At 59.6% G+C, this 20,263-nt stretch carries 13 protein-coding genes; 5 read left to right on the forward strand and 8 right to left on the reverse strand.

The annotated features are described in order from the left end of the window. A partial coding sequence (locus tag CKW18_RS20615) for a transposase (RefSeq protein WP_141233058.1) occupies positions 1 to 340 on the forward strand: 340 nt, incomplete at its 5' end. Between the two features lie 59 nt (positions 341 to 399). Here CKW18_RS20615 and CKW18_RS20620 read toward each other — a convergent pair. Then, positions 400 to 1,821, reverse strand: a complete 1,422-nt coding sequence (locus CKW18_RS20620; RefSeq protein WP_095190490.1) for an amino acid permease — start codon at positions 1,819 to 1,821, stop codon at positions 400 to 402. A gap of 504 nt (positions 1,822 to 2,325) precedes the next feature. Between CKW18_RS20620 and CKW18_RS20625 the strand changes: the two genes are divergently transcribed. Both CKW18_RS20625 and CKW18_RS20630 read left to right on the forward strand, forming a co-directional pair. Then, on the forward strand, positions 2,326 to 5,436 hold the full coding sequence (locus CKW18_RS20625) for a transglycosylase domain-containing protein (RefSeq protein WP_095190491.1): 3,111 nt from the start codon (positions 2,326 to 2,328) through the stop codon (positions 5,434 to 5,436). A 155-nt stretch (positions 5,437 to 5,591) separates the two neighbouring features. Next, complete coding sequence (locus CKW18_RS20630) at positions 5,592 to 10,631, forward strand: NEL-type E3 ubiquitin ligase domain-containing protein (RefSeq protein WP_170947293.1); 5,040 nt, start codon at positions 5,592 to 5,594, stop codon at positions 10,629 to 10,631. A gap of 41 nt (positions 10,632 to 10,672) precedes the next feature. On the opposite strand, the gene CKW18_RS20635 is transcribed toward CKW18_RS20630, so the two are convergent. The 6 genes from CKW18_RS20635 to CKW18_RS20660 form a co-directional block, all read right to left on the reverse strand. Continuing rightward, positions 10,673 to 11,917, reverse strand: a complete 1,245-nt coding sequence (locus CKW18_RS20635) for a hypothetical protein (protein WP_256587042.1) — start codon at positions 11,915 to 11,917, stop codon at positions 10,673 to 10,675. A gap of 38 nt (positions 11,918 to 11,955) precedes the next feature. Then, positions 11,956 to 12,441 (reverse strand): CS1 type fimbrial major subunit, encoded by a 486-nt coding sequence (locus CKW18_RS20640; RefSeq protein ID WP_095190493.1) that lies wholly within the window; start codon positions 12,439 to 12,441, stop codon positions 11,956 to 11,958. A 31-nt stretch (positions 12,442 to 12,472) separates the two neighbouring features. Then, positions 12,473 to 13,213, reverse strand: coding sequence for a pilus assembly protein (locus tag CKW18_RS20645; protein ID WP_095190494.1), 741 nt, complete (start codon positions 13,211 to 13,213; stop codon positions 12,473 to 12,475). 40 nt (positions 13,214 to 13,253) lie between these two features. Beyond that, on the reverse strand, positions 13,254 to 14,510 hold the full coding sequence (locus CKW18_RS20650; protein WP_170947294.1) for a hypothetical protein: 1,257 nt from the start codon (positions 14,508 to 14,510) through the stop codon (positions 13,254 to 13,256). A 22-nt stretch (positions 14,511 to 14,532) separates the two neighbouring features. Then, positions 14,533 to 17,055, reverse strand: coding sequence for a TcfC E-set like domain-containing protein (locus CKW18_RS20655; RefSeq protein WP_095190495.1), 2,523 nt, complete (start codon positions 17,053 to 17,055; stop codon positions 14,533 to 14,535). Between the two features lie 108 nt (positions 17,056 to 17,163). Beyond that, positions 17,164 to 17,649: a CS1 type fimbrial major subunit gene (locus tag CKW18_RS20660; protein WP_095190496.1), complete on the reverse strand. Its 486-nt coding sequence runs from the start codon at positions 17,647 to 17,649 to the stop codon at positions 17,164 to 17,166. A gap of 521 nt (positions 17,650 to 18,170) precedes the next feature. Here CKW18_RS20660 and CKW18_RS20665 point away from each other — a divergent pair. Continuing rightward, positions 18,171 to 18,746, forward strand: coding sequence for a PadR family transcriptional regulator (locus tag CKW18_RS20665; RefSeq protein WP_095190497.1), 576 nt, complete (start codon positions 18,171 to 18,173; stop codon positions 18,744 to 18,746). Next, positions 18,743 to 19,525 (forward strand): siderophore-interacting protein, encoded by a 783-nt coding sequence (locus tag CKW18_RS20670; RefSeq protein WP_095190498.1) that lies wholly within the window; start codon positions 18,743 to 18,745, stop codon positions 19,523 to 19,525. The genes CKW18_RS20665 and CKW18_RS20670 overlap by 4 nt, the downstream gene beginning before the upstream one ends. Before the next feature lie 98 nt (positions 19,526 to 19,623). Here CKW18_RS20670 and CKW18_RS20675 read toward each other — a convergent pair whose 3' ends face one another. Further along, positions 19,624 to 20,262, reverse strand: coding sequence for a Pr6Pr family membrane protein (locus tag CKW18_RS20675; RefSeq protein WP_095190499.1), 639 nt, complete (start codon positions 20,260 to 20,262; stop codon positions 19,624 to 19,626). Position 20,263: the final 1 nt, after the last annotated feature.

The raw sequence follows: 20,263 nt of genomic DNA on the forward strand, positions 1-20,263 counted from the left end.
GGATTTGCTGGCGGCCAACCAAGCGTTGATGACGGTCTACTTGATGAAAGCTGAACTCAAAACGCTCTGGACGCCAAGTACCGCCTGGGGCTGGAGATCAGCCTGGAAGCAATGGCTGCGCCACGCTCATGAAAGCGCGATACCGGCTCTGATCCTGTTCGCCAAACGGCTAAAGGGTTACTGGCGGGGAATCGTCAGCCGGGTTCGCTGGCCGATGCACACGGGGCAGTTGGAAGGCATAAACAATCGAATAAAGGTTATCAAACGGATGGCGTACGGTTACCGGGATAGCGAATTCTTTTTCATGAAAATCAAGAGCGTCTTTCCCGGTAATCCGTGAAGAACCAAAAAAAAGCCCCGATCTCTCGACCGGGGCTTTGTCTTTTCAGCCTCTGTAAACTACGAAGCCGAATGCACCGCGCCTTGCGACGCATTGGTCGGTTGCAGCTTGAACACGTAGAACAACACGGTCAGCAACACCAGGAACGCGGGGCCGACATACAGCGCCACACGCGTGTCCGGGAAGTACGCCATCAGGCCGACCACCAGCACCAGGAATGCCAGTGCACAGTACGAACTGGCCGGGTACAGCCACATCTTGTATTTCAGGCCGGCACGCTCGCTGGCGCTCAGGCCTTTGCGGAATTTCAGTTGCGCCAGCAGGATCATCACCCAGGTCCAGATCGCGCCGAAGGTAGCAATCGAGGTCACCCAGACGAAGACTTTTTCCGGTACCAGGTAGTTGAGCAGCACGCCCAGCAGCAGCGCAAAAATCGACAGCAGCAATGCGCGACGCGGTACGCCGTTATTCGAGGTCTTGGCGAAACCGGCCGGAGCCTGGCCGTTCTGCGCCAGGCTGTAGAGCATGCGCCCGGTGCTGAAGATGCCGCCGTTGCAGGAAGACAATGCAGCAGTGATCACCACGAAGTTGATGATGCCGGCCGCCGTCTTGATGCCCAGACGCTCGAAGGTCATCACGAACGGGCTGCCCTGGGTGCCGATTTCGTTCCACGGGTAGATCGACAGAATCACGAACAAGGCGCCGACGTAGAACAGCAGAATCCGCCAGAACACCGAGCCGATCGCATTCGGAATGGTCTTCTGCGGGTTCTTCGCTTCACCGGCGGTCAGGCCGATCATCTCGACACCGAGGTAGGCGAACATGACCATTTGTAGCGACATCAGCACCCCCGTCACGCCGTTAGGCATGAACCCGCCGTGGCTCCACAGGTTGGAAATCCCCAGTGCCACGCCGTCGTTGCCGAAACCGAAAGCGATGATGCCGATACCGCCGATCACCATGGCGATGATGGTGACGATCTTGATCAGGGCGAACCAGAATTCGAACTCACCGAAGGCCTTGACCGCGATCAGGTTGATCGAGCCCATGCTGATCAGCGCGGCGAGGGCCCAGATCCAGCGCGGTACGTCCGGGAACCAGATGCCCATGTACACGGCAACGGCGGTGATTTCCGCGACGCAGGTCACCAGCCACAGGAACCAGTAGTTCCAACCGGTGAGGAAGCCCGCCAACGGCCCGAGATAGTCTTGTGCGTAGCGGCTGAACGAACCGGCCACCGGGTTGTGTACGGCCATCTCGCCGAGGGCGCGCATGATCACCAGGATCGCCAGACCGCCGAGAATATACGAGAGCATGATCGCCGGGCCGGCCATTTCGATGGCCTTGGCCGAGCCCAGAAACAGACCGACGCCGATACAGGCACCGAGCGCCATCAGGCGAATATGCCGTTCGCCGAGTTCGCGTTTAAGCGGACCGCCCTGAGCGGTTTCGCCGTGAGGCAGGTGATTGCCGACTGGCATAGGGGTACAACCTCGTCTTGTTATTGGATGTGACCGCCGAGTGTCGAAGCCTCGGCCGGTAGGCCTTGGCTTGTAAGAAAACCGCGCCTGCTTCGTGGGCAAACGCGTCTTGTAGGACAAAACCTGCAAGATCAGCGGGGCGTGCAGTATAAAAAGCCTTGGGCAGGTCTTTTCACTCTATAAACCACAACATTCAGCGACAACTCTCGGCAAAAGCCCGGTTTACGGAGAGGCATTACCTGTTTTTCGCAGGAATACTCGCCGCCAAAAAAGGTGCCGAGTATTGCACAGCATTGGTGCATCGTCATGCCCCTGCTTTAGCAGTATTCACTGCGAAAAGGCTCTACCCATTGTCTTGGCGACACAGCTCCCTCGCCACAGCGTCGTTCAATCCAGATTTTCAGCAATCCCCCTCCCCATCCCCTCACATTTTTTTCCCCACCGCCAACCACCGTCTAAGCTTCAGACAAGTCCGGTCAATCTGCGTGAATGGATCAATCGACGATGGGCGCTTTGTGGCAAACCGATTCGAGTAAAGCCGTGGTTCCGACTGAACGTGTGGATGAAGCGCCTATCCCTGAAAAACCACGCCGCAGCCGGCATGGCTGGAAGGCTTTCTGGTTATTGCTGCTGATTATCGCGATTGTCGTGGGACTGGCGGCGAGCAAGGAAATGCGCACCTCGCGCTTTCAATCCCGGCAACTGAGCCAGTACGCCCAATCGTTGACCTACAAGCTGGAGCCCGGGCCCAGCGAAGCGATTCGCTATCCGGGCAAAGGGCCGTTCGATCTGCGTCTGGGCTACAGCTCGCTTGATGAGTTTCTGCCGCGCCTGCTCAAACGCGATTACGTGATCACCGAGCAGGCCCGCTTCTCGCCAGCCTTGCTCAGCTATACCGACAAGGGCCTGTTCGTGCCCTATGCGGAGAAGATTCAGGCCGGGCTGTCGATCACCGATTGCCGGGCCGCGCCGCTGTACAAGTACAACTACCCGCAACAGCTGTATGCGAGCTTCGCGGCGATACCGCCGGTGGTGGTCAGCAGCTTGCTGTTCATCGAAAACCGCTTTCTGCTCGACCCCAGACAACCCTTGGCCAACCCGGCTGTGGACTGGCCGCGCTTCGGCATGGCGGCGTGGTCGCAAGTGGCCAAGTTGCTGCACCTGCCCGGGCAATCCGCTGGCGGCAGTACCCTGGCCACGCAGCTGGAGAAGTATCGCCATTCGCCCGATGGCTTGACGGTGTCCGGTGCGGAGAAGATCCGCCAGATGATTTCCGCCAGTGTCCGCGCCTATCAGCCCGGCGCACAAACACTGGGGGCGCGGCAGAACATCGTGCGCGATTACCTCAACAGCGTGCCGCTGTCGGCGGTCCCGGGGCATGGCGAAGTGCATGGCATGGCCGAAGGCCTGCGCGTCTGGTACGGCAGTGATTTCAACACGGCCAACGCACAGTTGAACAGCCCGGCCACCGACCCGAAAACCATGGCCGACAAAGGCCTGGTCTTGCGCGAAATGCTCTCGCTGATGATCGCCCAGCGGCGCCCGTCGCATTACCTGACCAAGGGCCGCGATGAACTCGCCAACCTCACCGACAGCCACTTGCGCCTGCTCAAGCAGAACGGCGTGATCGACACCGCCCTGGCCGACGCCGCGCTCGCCGCCAAGGTCAGTTACCGCGACTGGCAGACCCAGCCGACCCTTCAACCGATTGAAACCAACAAAGGCATCAGCGTCGCCCGCAGCCGTCTGGCCAGCATGCTCAATCGTCCGCTGTACGACCTCGATCGTCTCGACCTGTCAGCCACCAGCACCCTGCAAGGTGAGTTGCAAAGCCAGGCCACGGCATACCTGAAGAAACTCGCCGACCCGGCTTATGCCGCCGAAATCGGCCTGCTCGGTGAGCGCTTGCTGACGCCGACCAGCACCACCCAGGTGCGTTACAGCTTCACCCTGTTCGAACTGACGCCGGACGGTTCGCGAGTGCGCGTGCAGACCGACAGCACCGACCAGCCGTTTGATATCAACGAAGGCAGCAAACTCGAACTCGGCTCGACCGCGAAGATGCGCGTGCTCACCACCTACCTGCAGATCATTGCCGAACTGCATGACAAATACGGCGCCATGAGCGTGCCGGAACTGAAGAAAGTCGAGGTGCCCGATCAGGATCGCCTGAGCCAGTGGGTCATCGATTACCTGATCCAGAACAAGGATCACGACCTGTCGAAGCTGCTCGGCGCAGCCCTTGACCGCAAATATTCGGCCAGCCCCGGCGAAGCGTTTTTCACCGGCGGCGGCTTGCACACGTTCCACAACTTCCGCAAGGAAGACAACGGCCGCATGCCGACCCTGCGCGATGCGCTGCGCGAGTCGATCAACCTGCCGTTCATTCGTCTGATGCGTGATCTGGTGCGTTACACCACCTACTCCGGCCCCAACAACAGCGCCGAACTGCTCAAGGATGACCGCGACCCGCGGCGTCAGGAATACCTGGCGAGCTTCGCCGACCGCGAAGGCACGTCGTTTCTGCTCAAATTCTGGAAGAAGTACAAAAACAAGGACACCCAGGCGCGCCTCGACACCTTCCTCGACAGCATGCGCCCGACGCCGATCCGCATGGCCGCCGTGCATCGTTACCTGCTGCCGAACGCCAGTCAGGAAGACTTCAACAGCTTCGTGCGCTCGCACCTCAAGGGCGCCAAGCTCACTGAAAAACTCACCGACGACCGCCTGATCCGGCTCTACGACGCCTACGGTCCAGGCACCTACGACTTGCCGGATCAGGGGTTCATCGCCAAGGTTCACCCATTGGACCTGTGGCTGATGGGATACCTGCTCAACAACCCCGACGCGACCTTCAGCCAGATCGTCAAAGCCAGTCAATTTGAACGTCAGGAAGTCTACAGCTGGCTGTTCAAGAGCAAACACAAGGGCGCCCGCGACAGCCGCATCCGCACGATGCTCGAGATCCAGGCATTCCTCGACATTCATCAGCGCTGGAAGAGCGTCGGCTACCCGTTCGATCACCTGGTGCCGTCACTGGCCACCGCCATCGGCAGTTCCGGCGACCGCCCGGCAGCGCTGGCCGAGTTGATCGGCACCATCCTCAACGACGGCGTACGCATGCCGACCCTGCGCATCGACAGCCTGCATTTTGCCGCCGGCACGCCCTATGAAACACGCCTGGTCAACGATCCTCACGTCGGCAAACGGGTGATGCCGTCAGAGGTGGCGACTGCCCTGCGCGAAGCGCTGTCGCAGGTGGTGGATGCCGGCACGGCGAAACGGGTGTCCGGCAGTTTCAAACTGGCCGACGGCACCCCGCTGGCCATGGGCGGTAAAACCGGCACCGGTGACAACCGTATCGAAGCGATCGGCTCGGGCGGACGGATTCTCAGTTCGAAGTCGATCAACCGTACGGCGACGTTCGTGTTCTACATCGGCGATCACCACTTCGGCACGCTCACCGCGTTCGTCCCGGGGCGTTCGGCGGAGAACTTCAAGTTCACCTCGGCGTTGCCGGTGCAAGTGCTCAAAGGCATGGCGCCGATCCTCACCTCGTATCTGCAACCGGGCAGCGACACGGCCTGCCGCCCCGCTGAGGTCGCCCAGCGCTGAACGTTCGCGGCGTGGTGGTAGCCGGCTGTTTTTTCGTCGCTGTTTTTCAATGTTCAAGCACCGGTAAAGGCGCTTAACCAACTGATATTCAGGCTTTTATTCTGAGCCAGCAGCGCTAGCCTGATCATCCTTATCGAGATTCAAGGATGATCACGATGTCTGACGTAACCCCGCTTGCCTCGCCCCTGAACAAGGGCAAACACCACGCGCTTATCAAAGCCAGTTTCAGTGATTGTTTCCAGTCCGCACCGCCACTGCGGACCGAAGCCCTGACGCGCCTGAAACTGAAGTTCGAGCACTGGCACACCCGGGATGCCGAACTTCGCGAAGCCAACAAACAGGCATGGATCACGCAAAACCGCGTGGATCGGTTCTTCAGCAAAGTGCAGAACGTGCAGGCCTTTGCCGCCCCGCTTCTGCAAGCCAGACTCAAGGAAAAGTACGGCGTGATGGATGATGTCCAGAGCACTTTTCTGCGCCTGTATATTCCGAAAAACAGCGACTGGTGGGTCATCGACACCTCCGCCGGCGTGACGACTCGCACCGTTTCGCTGCTGGATGCAGCGCTGCATAACTTTGCCAGCAATGAAGCCTTCACCGACGACTCCACCTTCATCAGCCAACCCGATGTGCGCGGGCACTTCACGATCAAGCCGATCAAAAGCCGAATGAGCGTCAAACAGTTCCAGGTGTTGTGTCGAGAACTGGACATCGGCCAGCAATACACGGCGCATCTGAAAGAAACTTTACAGTCGCCGGGCATCGTCGCCCGCGAATCACTCAAGGCAAAACTCCTCGCCAATGAAACGGCGGCGCTGACCGCCGCAGCCGCCCTGGCGCGGATCAAAGGTGACATCACGGCAGACGCGCACCGGGTGGTGACGCAAGTGCTGGCGGGCGCGCACAAGCCTGCCCTGAAAGGTAAAGTCATGGGGCATAGCGCCCTTTCCCTGCTGGGGACGACCCTGACCGGCATCGTGATTTTCGGCACCGCCGACAAACTGCTGCCCGATCTCTATCCGGTCATCGCGTACGTCCCTCACGACCCGGATCACCCGTTGAAGCTGTACCGCTCGCACCTCGACTTTCTGCGCGAGCTGAGCCGCCAGTTGCGCGAAAACCGGGTGTCGGCTGCGTCCGGGATGAGCTACCGGCAGTTCTTCAGTCAATTTGTCGACCATCAGCAGCGCGGGCATTTTTTCACCGCCCTGCAAAGCCAGCTCAGCCGTCTTGCCTGGCACAGCAAAGAGCCGCTGGATCAACGCCCGAACTGGCGTGAAGAAGCGGTGGCCGAACCTGACCTGCAACACCGACGGATTTTTCGCAGTGGCCCCCTCGCCGAGCAGCTGTACCAGCGCAAGATCGACAAAGTGCTCAGGGACGCCCGAGACATCGCCGTGTCTACCGCCGACGCCGACAGCCAGGCCCGCAAAACCTGGTGGGACAATGTGCTGAAGATTGCTGCGGATCTGTTCAACGTCGCGCTGCTGGTCGTCACCCCGTTTGTGCCGGTGATTGGCCAAATGATGTTGGCCTACACGGCTTATCAATTGAGCTGCGAAGTCATCGAGGGCGTCGTCGACCTGGCCGAAGGACAGTGGGTGGAGGCCACCGAACACTTGATCGGTGTGTTGAACGAGGTGGCACAAATGGCCGCCCTGGGTGCCGGTATGGCCATCGGCCAAATCGTCACGGCGAAGTTTTCCGCCTTCGTCGACGGTATGCTCCCGGTCAAGTCAGCCACGGGCAAAACCCGTCTGTGGAACCCCGATCTCGCCCCCTACCAACACCCGCAAACAGATCTGCCCCTCGACGCCAAACCTGCGCACAACGGCCTGTATGCGCATAAGGGCAAACAGATTCTGCGCAAGGCGAACCAGCACTACGAAGTCGCAAGAAATACACAAACCGGCGAACACTTCCTGCAGCATCCCACCCGCAGTGACGCTTACCAGCCGCGTGTCGAGCTCAATGGCGCAGGCGCTCACGTACTTGCGTTCGAGCAACCGCGCAGTTGGGACAACGCCACTTTGCTACGCCGTATCGGTCCGTCGGTGGAGCGTTTGAGCGATGCACAGCTGGAAACGGCTCGCCTGATCAGCGCAACCGATCCCGGCGAGTTGCGCGCCATGTACATCGACAACCAGCATGCGCCCGTCTTGCTGACCGACACCCTTGAACGCCTGAGCATCGATCAGGACATTCAGACCTTCATCGAGCACCTGAGCAGTGACGACCCGCTGGTCTATGGCAAAGCCGATGCCGTCACTCAGTTGCGGGGACTTACCGCCCACAACATGTGGCCGGAAAAAGCCTCAATGCGCATCATCGATGGCCACAACCAAACGATCTGGGCCCACACTGGCACCGAAGCCCCTGCCGGCAAAAAACTGGTGGTGCAGCTGCAGGAACGGCAGTTGCGTAATGGTGAGCTGCTGAAAATCGTCATGGAAACGCTGGATGAAAACGGCACCTCGGTCATTCTCGATTTACCCGCCGACCAGCTGCCGGCCTCGCTCGACTTACGTACCCGCGCCCTGCGTAAACGGCTCGTTGCGGTGACCGAGAGCGAACGGGCGAAACTGTTCGAAGAGGATTACGCCAACCGTACCCAAGTCGCCGAACCCCTGACGCAAAAGGTCACGAGCACTTTCCCGGAGATTGCACCGCAAGGGGTGAAAAACCTCTTGGCGAACGCCGGGGAAAACGAACGCAAAATAATCACCGAAGAAGGCCGCCTGCCCCTGCGCCTGAAAACCATCGCTCGCGACCTGCAACTGGAAACCCGCACCGCCCGCAGCTATGAAGGCTTTTACCGCGACGCGCTGATCACCGCCGACACCGAGCGCCTGACCCTTAACGCCTTGCGTCTGTACAGCGATGCCCTGGGCGATCTGCGTATCGAGATTCGCGCCGACAGCATTGATGGAGAGTTGCGCTGCAAGGCAGGTCCGGACGACGCTGGCCGCGTGCGCATCCTGATCCGGTACTCCGGCAATCGCTACGAAGTGTGTGACGCCGCGGGCAACACGCTGCACGAGGCGGCAGATCTCTATCGCTCGGTGTTGCAAGCGCTGCCAAAGGACACGCTTGCAGCGCTTGGCTATCAGCCGCACGAGGGGGAAATGTTCAAGCAATGGGTGATGGTCAAGACCGAGTCGGCCGCAACACGCCGCATCGCGCTTGACGACCGCGGGCCACTGCCGCCGCCAGCGCGGGAAAACCTCTTGCTGGTGCGCGGCCCCGCACTCTCAAGATGGGCCGCGACCCTGGAGGAACGCGTGTCGGACCTGTACCCGCACTTCAGCGATCAGGAACTGCGCACCTTCAACGAATCGCTGCGGACGACGGACGATCCGGCCGCGACCCTGGATCGTCTGGAAAAGGAAATCGATGACCTGCACGTCATGCTCAGGCAGTGGCAATTTCAGCAGCTCGACAGCTGGGCTGGCACCGTGTCCATCCGAAATAACGGCCAGCACATCATCGAGCGGCTGGTTGCATGCTTCGAGCGCAAATCCACGGTCTTTGGCAAGCGCAGTGCCCATCTGGAAGAAGGTTATGCGCTGGACCTGTCCACCGAGATCGCGCAAAACGATCTTGATCTGTGGTGGAACAAGCTACCCGAACTGGGCCAATACCTTGAGCAGGTCACCACTCTGAATCTGGACAACACACGATTTTCCACCGACACCACGGGCTTGTTGAACGACTTCCGCCATGTGCGTCAATTCAGTGCCAGACAATGTGGGCTGAGCGAAATCCCGCAAAGCATCGGCAACATGCATGTGCTCGAAACCCTGCGCCTGAGCGATAACCAGATCCACCTGGCCGCGGCGGATGTCGAGCGCCTGCGCAACCTGACCCGCCTGGAAATCATCAGGCTGGACAACAACCCGCTGGGGAGTTCGGTGAATGTCGGGCGCATGCCGCGACTCAGGGTTCTGAGCCTGAACAACACCGGCATCGAAACCTGGCCGGAGGGCCTGTTCGACAAGCGTCGGCCGCGAAGCTTTTTCCTCGATATGCAGCAAAACCCCATCAGCCGTTTGCCGCAAGTGGTGGCCGGTTCGGATCAGGCGCTGATCATCGCCCGCACCCGCATCTTCACCGAAAGCCTTTCCGACGCGAACCGGATCGCTTACCGCGCTTACCGCACATCAGTCGGTATCGACCCGAATATTTACTACTCCAAAGCGGCTGGCGAGGAAATGCGCTGGTGGACACCCGACCATGACGTGCTCTGGAACAGCCAACCGCCGGGTCTGGGTGCGCTGAGACCGGAAGCCTGGTCCGACCTGGAGATGGATGTCGAATCCGAGGGCCTGTTCAAAGTCATTAAAAAACTGCACCTGTCGGCGGACTATCAACGGGGCGGTGAGGCACGCCAACAGCTGGCCGACCGGGTGTGGCGGTTGATCGATGCGGCCTATCTCGACGCCGGACTGCGCGAAGAGCTGTACATCATGTCCACCGCCCCCGTGACTTGCGCGGATGCCGGTGCACAACTGTTCAACAACATGGGCATCAAAGTCCTCGTCTCCGAGGCCTATTCTGCCTCGACCACCCACGCACAACTGCAGGGCGAACTGGTGAAGCTGGCAACGGGGGCCGCCCGCCTGGAACGGGTCAATGCCATCGCCGAGGCCGACATTGCGTCACGCGACGGCACGCCGGATGAGGTGGAAGTGCATCTGGCCTATGAAACCGGACTGGCGGTGCGCCTGAATTTGCCCTGGCAGTCGCAACGCATGCTTTCCCGTCAGGTGGCCGGGGTTTCCAACGCAGCGATCGCCCAGGCTTACGACACGGTCATCGAGCTGGAACAGGGCGATGGTTTGGTCAATGGCATGCTCGACCAGTCGTTCTGGAGTCATTATTTGCGCGAAACCTGGCCCGCCGCATTCAGGAACAACGCCCTCACTTACGAAGGCAAAGCCGATCTGCTCGACCAGTTGCGTCAGGCACAAAAGGCCTGGGCAGACGCCAAAACCTTGCCGGAGGCGCAAAAAGCACCGATCCGACAACAGCTGAAAACCCTGGCAGACGCGTTCCCCTTGCCGCAAAACGAGGTGTTCACCGGTGCAGCCATGACCGAACAAACCTACGAACGGTTGATCAGCGAGCTGGGGTACAACGAGCAGGAACTGGGTCGGCGACTGACCCGGGCAGCGCTGAAAAAGGCCAAGGAATAAAGACGCCCTGACGGTAGCCGTGCTGCCGTCAGGGTGTTGTTTCAGACTTCCGAATCCCAGACCACCGTGGCGGTACCGGAATACTGGCTACCGCCATGCTTGAGCATCTCTTTGGTATCCTCGCGCCCCACCTCGAAATGCAAGATGCCGGGTTTGCGATCGACATAAAAACCCGGTTGAAACAACTCCGTGCCCGCGCCACTGAGCAACAACGGCTGGCGATTGACCGGCGTGCCGTCAGCGCGGGTCAGCCCGTTGGGCAGGCTCACGCTGATCTGCATCGGCACCTGATGATTGGCGGCATTGCGCAGGCCACAGGTGTCGCCCATCTCCTGCCCGCATTCAAGCTTCATCTTGAAACGCGACGAGGCCGAAATATTGAACGTCTGATCACGAAACAGGCGTGCCGGCTGGCGATTGTTATTCAGCCAGGATTGCCAGCCACCCTGCGGTTCCAGAACGACACGGTTGCCGCCGTGGGGAATTTCAATTTTCAGGGCGTGTTGAACATCCAGCGTCACGTTAAAGGTCAGCGTGTTGTCGTTGGGGATCATCACATCGCCAAAATCGAAGTCCATGCCCGGGCCGATCGTATAGAACATGGAGCCGATGTATTGGCCAGTCGACATGGTCAGCGGGTTGGGATTCCTGATTTCGTAGGCGTACTCGAAGGTCACGGTTTTCATGGCCGGCACATCCATCAGCGCCTTGCGACTGCAAGTGCCCGTGCCTTCGGGGAAAACCCAGAACCAGAGCATGTAGTTAATATTGCCCGCCGAATAATTGGTACTGACGCACGGGGCTGGCGCATACATCCAGATGCTCCAGCGAGGGCCCCAGGCGTCAGTGCCCGGCGGGTTGGCCAGTACGTCAAACCGGTTGCCGATGCCGGCAATGCGCATCTGCACTTTCTCGACCGCTCCCGTTTCCGTATGGACGACCTGCATGTCCCGCCAGCTCGAAGGCACTCTGAACATAAAACCGTCGCGTTCATTTTCATGGTTGGCCGGTATGGGCCTGCGGGAGGTAAACAGTATGTCTTCAGTCCGGATCGTGAAAATTCCCAGTGCCTTGCACATCGGGAACATCGGCGGATGCCAGGCGCACAGCCCGCTTTCCGGGGTGGTGTTGACGAACTTGTTGTTCAACGGATTCGCCGGATCAGGCCGGAAAACCGCGGTAATGTTCTGGACTGCGGCGTCGGCGGTCGCCATGTAACCCACGATCAGCAAACAACTGCCCAACCACCGGATGACGCCTTGTTTGAACCAGGAGATCACGTTCACTGTTTTGCCCTGTTCAGGTTTTGGGAGCGCTGCAGACTTCAAGGCGCCAACGCCTCGAAAATCATGTGTACGCTGCCAAAGTAGTTGCCCGGCCTGTAGCCCTCCGGCGCTGGCGCCGCAGCCACTTGCAAGCCGACACGCTTGCCCGGACGGGCATCGAGTTCCGAGACCACAAGGTCAGAGTCGACCGTCAGGCGTTTGTGATTGAAGGTCACGATCAGCGCAATGTTGTCGCTGTCGCGGCCGTTGCTCAGAAACGGCTCGGCACTGATCCGCGCGGCAATCGCGCCATTGCTGTTCTTCACATCGAAGAACTTGCGCAACGGGGTGAACTGCCCCGACTGCGTGTTGAACGGCAGGCTTTGCTCCAGATGAATCCAGTCAGGTTCTGACGGGATCACATAAAACTGTGCGGTGGGAATGGTCACCGACACCTCGAACGTTTCGCGCTCGGTAATGGCCTGCACGCCTTCACTGACCAGCAGCAGCGGCAGCCATCGGATTAAACGTTTTGCCTTGAACATGGTGATCACCTGAAACGCTCTGGTTGCGCGCTCATCCCTTGACTTCCAGGGGTTTGCTGTCCTTGCCTTCGATCAGCGTAAAGCTGTACTCACGCCCGTTCTGCTTGTCGAACTCGAACGTACGTCCCGGCAAAATGTGGTGCTTGGTGGTCGGCTGGCAGTCGCTTTCGTTTTTTACCGAACAGTCGCGAAACTCATCGATCACCACCACCGAATTACCGCGGTTGCGGATCCGGTATTGCCCGGCACCGTCATTGATCACGCTGTCGAACTGCGTCTGCGCAGGCCTGACGAAGAACACCGTGCCGTAACCGGCGAGCACGTTGACGCCAGCGGAGAGGCCTTTTTTGTATTCTTCGCGCTCCTCGCTGGAGACCACGAATTCGTCTTCCTTTTCCGGCACCACCGGCACGAAGCGCACACGGAAATAGCGTTCCTGATCACGCTTGCCCATGTACACCAGACGGGTGCCCTGCATGCCATTGGCCGGGACGATCAAACGCGCCGGACTGGCCATCAGGCCATTGCGTGCGGCGTTTTCGGTCTGCGACAGCAAGGGGATTTCCTGCGGGTTGCCATCGGCGTCATAAACGATCTCGAGAATGTTGACCTTGACGAAAGCCGTGGAGGCGCCGCCATTGAACACGCGCTTGAGGTAGGTGCTTTTGTCGGCATCAAGATAGTCGTACACCACCCCGACATTGATCGCCGGTGAGGCGTTGCCCAACAACGGCAACCCGGCGGTAAACAGCAGTGCCCAGCGAAGTTTCATTTTCTGCCCTCTGATGGATAAACAGTGAACGGTCGGCGCCTCAGACTTCCGAGTCCCAGACCACCGTGACATTGCCTCTGTAGGTTTTGCCGGTCCCGGTGAGCATTTGCTCGACATCCTTGCTGGCGATTTCGAAGTGCAGGGCTCCCGGTTGGCGATCCAGGTAGTAGCCCGGCATGAACAACTCGGTGCCGCTGCCATCACGGGCCAGTCGGCGGCGGCTGACCGGTTGCCCCGAGGCATCGGTAAGGCCGCCGGGGAGGCTGACGGAGACACTCAACGGCACACCGTGGCCGCTCAATGGCTCATACAGCGAGCAGTCGTTGCCGCCATTGCTGTACTCGCATTCCAGGTGCATTTTGAAACGGCTGGACGTCGACAGATTGAAGGTCTGGTCGCGGAACAACCGCTCCGGACGCTGATTGCGCTGCAACCAGCCCTGCCAGCCACCTTGCGGCAGCAATTCGATGCGGTTGCCGCCCGGCGGCACTTCAACCTTGAGGGTGTGTTCGACGCTCAAGACAAAATCGATGGTGACCGCCGAATCGTGGGGCCGGACCGCATCGCCAATGTCAAAGTCCATGCCCGGCCCGATGCTGTAATGGATACTGCCGCGATAAGTCCCGGTGGGCATTTTCAGCGGGTTGGGCGTACGCAGTTCGTAACCGAAAAACAGATAGCGGTATTCGAAGCGCGGCAGATCGAACAAGGCCGTTGTGGCACAGGCGCCGGCATTTTCCGGCACCATCCACATGAAGATGACGTACTCGCTGGAACCGTTCAGCCCGCCGCCGGAAATGCACGGAAAAGGCGCCTTGTGCCACCGGCCGGTGCTCCACAAGTGCTCGTAGTTACCGCCCCCGGTCATCTCCACCACGTCGCCACCGTGATCGGCGCGGCCGCCGACACCTGAAATACGCACTTCGAGCTCATCTGTATCGCCGTTCTCATTGGTCACCGTCAGGCGTCGCCAGTCAGAAGGCACCTTCAGAAAAGCGCCTTGGCGCGGATCGGTATGGTTGGCCTGCACCCTCATCCCGGTGGTCTGGGGGAAACCACCCAAAGGCAAGGTCAGGCTGAACAGATCGCGGCTTTCGCAGTACGCGGCGAAATGCGCGCAGTAACCTTCGCTGGGCTTGGTGTTCTTGAATCTGTTGACCATCGGATTGCCCGGATCCGGGCGAAACACCGCGGTGACTTCAACAATGCCAGCTTCTGAGCACAGCGGTAACGTCGCCAGAACAAAGGCTGACAGGTATCGCCCGAGGCCGGGCTTGAGCGAACGCAAACGTTTCATCGTGTAATCCCAAGTCATGCCATTAACCTGCGAGTGCCGGCTGCGTGGTGGTCTCTGCCAGGGTGTCGGGCGAGCAACGCAAATCACCGATCATCAGCACGTTGTTTTCACTGCGCGCATTGTCCGGATCGAGGCGGAACTGGCAGAGCAACTGATCACCGCGACGCACTTCCAGCGTCGGGGCACCAGCATTCATTTCCATCGAGAAGAAGCCGTCCACCTCGGTCACCCCACGACTGGCGTGATTGATGACGTGATGGCCCTTGAGCGGCTTGCCCTGCGGGTCGAGCAGACGCCCGAGCACGGTCAGGGTCTTGCTCACGGTGATCTTGCGGTAGTCGACCCCGCCCTTGTTCAAGTGGTAGCGCGCCCGTGCCGGCTGGATGCTCGCCGAAGGCGCGTGGTTGCCTTCGAAGTCGAAGCTGACCGAACTGTTTTTATAAGCGGTGAGCGGTATGTAATTGCGCCCTGGGCGCAGCGTCGCGCTGCCGCCACTGAGGTCGTCGGCGCGCAGGGTTATCTCATCGAGATCGGTTTCGACATCAACGATCATCCCGGCGCCACCGCCATGTTGCTGGCTGGTCATGACCATGTGCTCGCCGCCCACCGCCACGATGCTGTCGAGGTTCAAGCCACCGGTGTAATTACCGTTGTAGGAAGAACGCTGGAGGAATGCATCGCCATTGAAACTCTCGGCCTCGAAACTGCTGAGGCCGGATAACCCGACGCCATAGGTATCCGCCAGTGCGGTGACCGAGACGCTTTGCAGCACATGGTTCTCAAGGGTTTTGCGGTACGACAGCGAGCCATTGTTGTCACGCCCGCCCTCGCGCGCCGTGCGCGTGCCGATGCTGCCCGACCATTGCTCACCCGGTCCGCCCAGCGCCAGGCTGACACTCAGGTCGACCCCGCGATTGCGTGCATCGCCGCTGCTGTAGCTGCCCGGCCGGTCGAACAGCGACAGGCGCCAGTTGGCGTCACTGCCGAACAGCACGGTGCGTTGCGACCACCCCAGATCGAGTGCGGTACCGCTGACGTTGCCTTCGCTGTAGGAGACGCGGCCGTTGATGGAGTTCTTGCTGCTCAGGCGATGGTTGATCGCCAGCGATGAACTGCTGGTCTGGCCAATGAACACGTTGCGTTGGCGCACACGAGTGCCATCGGGCAGGGTTTCGTAGGTGTTGGTGGTGTCCAGCCAACTGCGGTTGTGCGTGGCGAACAGGTTGCCGGAGCCATAGCTGTAGATACCCTGCAGGTCCATGCCGGTGCCGTGCTCCTCGGTCTGGTAGACGTTGGCGTACAGGCTGGCGTTGTCGACCACGCTCCAGTCGATGGACGATCCATATTGCTGCTTGCCCTGAATCTGCCGCGCCGACAGCCCGAGAATCACCCGCGGATGCAACAGGTAATTGACCGCCGCCCCGGCCGTCATGTCGCCACTGGACTGTTCATCCCAGTTGCTGAGCAATTTGCTTTCCTGCCCGGCAAACAGGCTGTAGCGCCAGCGCTCATCGAGGTTGCGCCAGTTGGTCGGTTTGTACACCAGCTCCTGCGTGGTCGACGTGATCTGGCCATCTTCGATCAGGCGCACTTCGACCTCGTAAATGCCCCCCGGCAGCGGCCGGGTATCGAGGGTCTGCAAACCGGCCGCGACCGCCTGGGTATTGACCAGCACGCCATTGCGATAGATCTCCACCGAGGCCTGCCGATTGGCCGTGACGTAGATCGGATAGACACTCGGCCGGGGGCTGTTGATCGCCAGGCTGTCGGAACTGCCGTACATCAGGCCCACCGCCGTATCGGGGCTGGCGCCAAAGGTGCGCAGCTGGCGGCTCAAGCCTTCGGAGTTGGGCGTGAAATAACCCATGCGCAGAAACGTCCCCGGCATTTCACGCTGGCCATACAACTCATGCACGGCGTGATAGAGCTTGTCGTCCGGATCGCCGAGTTTGGCCAGTTGCAAATTGACCCGCTGCGTCCAGTTACCCAGGCTGCTGCTGGCTTCCAGACCATAACGTCCGCCCAGGTCCTGATCCTGACCACCGTTGAGATTCAACTGATTGCGCACGATCAGCCCGGTGCTGCCGTTCTCCGGAACGTCGTAGTAGCGCTTGGCTTCGGTGTCGCGCTCGGCATTTTCCGTGGCAATCGACAGCAGCGAACTCTGCAGGTTGTAATGCACGGCGATCATCTGCGCCGGGCAACTGCCCTGGCAGGCACCCAACAGCACGCCTTGTTGTAAATAAGCCGCCCACGTTTCGCGCTCACTGGCCGCAATCGTGCTCTCGGCCGTGTCGGTAAATTCCAGCAGGGTGACGCGATCATCTTTGCCCAGCACGATCATCGCCTCACCGAGAAATTGTTGATCACGTTCCACCCGAACGGCTAATGGCACATCGAAGAAGTGTTCTTCGAAATCCGCTGGCAACCCTTTGGCCTGAGCGAGCAGACTGCGGGGCGTCGTGGCATTGTCATTGGGCGCAGCCCAGGCACCGGCACATAAAAAAAGTGCGAGCGCAGCCGCGATGGGAGTCATCGGAAACATGATCGTAATATCCAGGTAACTAAAGAAGCCGACACCCACCGACCATCAATGATGGTCAGTGGGGCAAGACTATTGAACAAATAACTTCTTATTCAGAAGCGTACTGGCTCAGGACTTGATGACCGGCTCGAAGATCACCGAGAAACTGCCGCTGTAGTTACCGCTCTGGGTCGCTGACGGGGTCGCGGCCTTGATGCGCAGCGAACGTTGAACCCCCGGTACCGAATCGGTTTCGTTAACGATTTCAGTGGTGGTGCTGCCCAGTTCCACACCACCGACCGAAACGGTCAGCGGGAGGCTGTCACGGCCGTTGTACAGCGCCGGAGTGCCTTCAATCAAAGCGTTGATCGCACCCTTCGGATCGGTGTGTTTGAGGTTGAAAATGTGGTCGATGGTGCTCATTTCACCGCTGTCGAGCTGGCTCATGACTTCGTCGCGACCGAAGTTCGGATCCTGGGGCTTGATCACGAACAGCGACGTCGGCACGAACGCCTTGATGCTGATGCTCTGGCTGATGGGATCGACAGCGAAAGCCATGGAAGAGCTCATGGCCAGGCCAGCGAGTGAAGCGCCGATTGCGAGTTTCTTGAACATCGTTCAGTACCTGTTTGCTTGATAGTGGTTAGGTCATTGAAAGTTCAAACAACGTCTGCCTGAAGGGGAGCCGTGTTGCTTTGAACTCTCAACGCCGAGGCATGATCGGCTGTTGGTTCTTGAAAGTAAGCAGGCAACTTCCGATGACCGCGTAGTTAAACCACCCCACGACCAGCAAGAAAAAAGAACAAAAAATCAAAATATAAAACAGCGACTGTAAGTTATGCCTTACATACAGTTTCCGCAATAAAACCATACAGCGAATACAACTAATGAATACGGGACTTAAACCGGCTAAAGAATATAAGCCGGTGATTAATAGAGTGATAGCTTTAACTTTCCGGACATTGTTTTTATCAGCGAAAATTTAGCGTTAAAAAATGTGCATCGACGGCATTACGCCGCTTTCAGCGCGGGCGCCGCTCGTCGACTGAAGGCAGGTTCCGACAAAAAACGCCTTGCCTGCGTCTTAAGATATATCTTAAGTTGTATCTAAATACGACGAGAGAGAGAAAGCAAAAATGAGAGACCCTCATTCCCCCCACCGCGAACACGGTGACGGCCGTGACGGCTTCGAGAAACGCCCCGGCCGCGAACGCGGCGGCCGTGGCCCGCGGGTGTTTGCCCCCGGCGATCTGAAATTGCTGTTGCTGGCGCTGGTCGCCGAGCAGCCCTGCCACGGCTACGACCTGATCCGCCAGATCGAAGGCATGTTCGACGGCGCCTACAGCCCGAGCCCCGGCGTGATCTACCCGACCCTGACCTTTCTGGAAGAAAGCGAACTGATCACGGGCGACGCCGAGGGCGGCAAAAAACGCTACAGCGTGACCGACGCCGGGCGCCTGTCCCTGGGCGAGCAAGCGGTGGCGCTGGATGGCGTGCGCATGCGTATCGACGTCAGCAAACGTTCACTGCGCGGCCACGACCGGCCGCCAGAAATTCACGAGGCGGTGCATAACCTGCGCCATGCCCTGCAACTGCACCACGGGCGCTGGAGCGCGGAAGAAATCCTGCGTGTGCGCGATCTGCTCAACGACACCGCCAAAGCCATCGTCGACGGCCCCGCCGTTCAACCTGTCTCGGAGAAAGCCGAATGACTGCAGTCGATACTCAAACCATTCACCGTGTGATGCACGAAATCAAACGCCGTCGCCTCGAAGTGCTGCGCGTGGTCGATATCACCCCACGCATGCGCCGTATCACCCTTGGCGGGCCGGAACTGGCCGACTTCATCAGCCTCGGTACCGACGATCACGTCAAACTGCTGTTCCCGCAGAACGCCGAACAAACCGCCGCGCTGGAAACCATGGTGCTCGGCGACAAGAACGAAGGCCCGATGCCCGAAATGCGCGACTACACCCCGCGCCGCTACGACCTCGACACGCTTGAGCTGGACATTGATTTCGTCCTGCACGGTGACGGGCCTGCCTCGACCTGGGCCGAACAGGCTACACCCGGGCAGTTCCTGCACATCGGCGGGCCACGCGGCTCGATGATCGTGCCGGACATCTTCGACAGCTACTTGCTGATCGGCGACGAAACCGCCCTGCCCGCCATCGCCCGCCGCCTCGAAGGCCTGGCGGCCAATCGCAAGGCGCTGGTGGTGATCGAAGTGGCAAACGGCGGCGAGCAGCAAGTACTGGAAAGTGCAGCGCAGGTCAATGTGATCTGGGTATTGCGCGAAGGCGGCAAGGACAACCTGCTGACCACCGTCAAGCAGTTGCAGGTGCCTAAAGGCAATCTGTATGCGTGGGTGGCCACCGAGACCAAGGTTTCCCGGCAGGTTCGGCGGGTGTTGCTCGATGAGCATGGCCTCGACGAGAAGCTGGTGAAAGCCGTCGGCTACTGGCGCGCCGAAGGATCCGAAGAAGAGTGATATCCCCTGTAGGAGCTGCCGCAGGCTGCGATCTTTTGACTTTGCTTTAAAAAGACAAGATCAAAAGATCGCAGCCTGCGGCAGCTCCTACGGGTACTTTAACGTCGTGCAGATCGCCAGCGGTCTATGCCAATCAGCGCTAACCCAATCACCACAAACCCCACCAATATCCCCCCGGCATTGATAAACACCTGTGGATAACCCAGCACCGCCACATCAATGAACGGATACGCATAAGCGCCCAGCAAATGCCCGCGCAGCAAGGCGTAGATGAAGTACACCAGCGGATAAATCAGCCATAGCGGCAGATGCCATAAACGCAACGTGCCTTTGGGTACGCACAACCACCAATAGCCCAGAAACAGCAGCGGCATTACGTCGTGGAGCAATTCGTCGGCGATAAATTGCCAGCCTTCGGGGTGCCACAAATGCCGCAGCAGAACGCTATAGGCGAGGCCGACCACGGCAATGCTCACGGCCACCCCACTGCTCACCCACGGCTGCAGGAACCAGCGCGGTGCGGCGGATTCACGCGACGTGACGGCGCAGGTCAGCACCGTTGCCGCCAGCGTATTGGTCAACACCGTGAAGTAACTGAAGAAACTCACCAGCCCGCCCAACAGACTGGCGCCGACACTCAAGCGCGCAAAAAAAATCAGGTACAGCTGAATCGCCAATCCCGCCCAGCCCAGCACGGCGGCGAGGGTAGTCAGGCGGCGCCGCCACACGGCGTCCATC

It is taken from the genome of Pseudomonas sp. Irchel 3E19, assembly GCF_900187585.1.
Classification (GTDB): domain Bacteria; phylum Pseudomonadota; class Gammaproteobacteria; order Pseudomonadales; family Pseudomonadaceae; genus Aquipseudomonas; species Aquipseudomonas baetica.

Bases quoted from the DNA above. Each gene is read 5' to 3' on its own strand.
- CKW18_RS20645 (WP_095190494.1), bottom strand. From the start codon at position 13,213: ATGAAACTTCGCTGGGCACTGCTGTTTACCGCCGGGTTGCCGTTGTTG.
- CKW18_RS20620 (WP_095190490.1), bottom strand. From the start codon at position 1,821: ATGCCAGTCGGCAATCACCTGCCTCACGGCGAAACCGCTCAGGGCGGT.
- CKW18_RS20650 (WP_170947294.1), bottom strand. From the start codon at position 14,510: ATGAAACGTTTGCGTTCGCTCAAGCCCGGCCTCGGGCGATACCTGTCA.
- CKW18_RS20665 (WP_095190497.1), top strand. From the start codon at position 18,171: ATGAGAGACCCTCATTCCCCCCACCGCGAACACGGTGACGGCCGTGAC.
- CKW18_RS20670 (WP_095190498.1), top strand. From the start codon at position 18,743: ATGACTGCAGTCGATACTCAAACCATTCACCGTGTGATGCACGAAATC.
- CKW18_RS20655 (WP_095190495.1), bottom strand. From the start codon at position 17,055: ATGTTTCCGATGACTCCCATCGCGGCTGCGCTCGCACTTTTTTTATGT.
- CKW18_RS20625 (WP_095190491.1), top strand. From the start codon at position 2,326: ATGGGCGCTTTGTGGCAAACCGATTCGAGTAAAGCCGTGGTTCCGACT.
- CKW18_RS20660 (WP_095190496.1), bottom strand. From the start codon at position 17,649: ATGTTCAAGAAACTCGCAATCGGCGCTTCACTCGCTGGCCTGGCCATG.
- CKW18_RS20630 (WP_170947293.1), top strand. From the start codon at position 5,592: ATGTCTGACGTAACCCCGCTTGCCTCGCCCCTGAACAAGGGCAAACAC.
- CKW18_RS20640 (WP_095190493.1), bottom strand. From the start codon at position 12,441: ATGTTCAAGGCAAAACGTTTAATCCGATGGCTGCCGCTGCTGCTGGTC.
- CKW18_RS20675 (WP_095190499.1), bottom strand. From the start codon at position 20,262: ATGGACGCCGTGTGGCGGCGCCGCCTGACTACCCTCGCCGCCGTGCTG.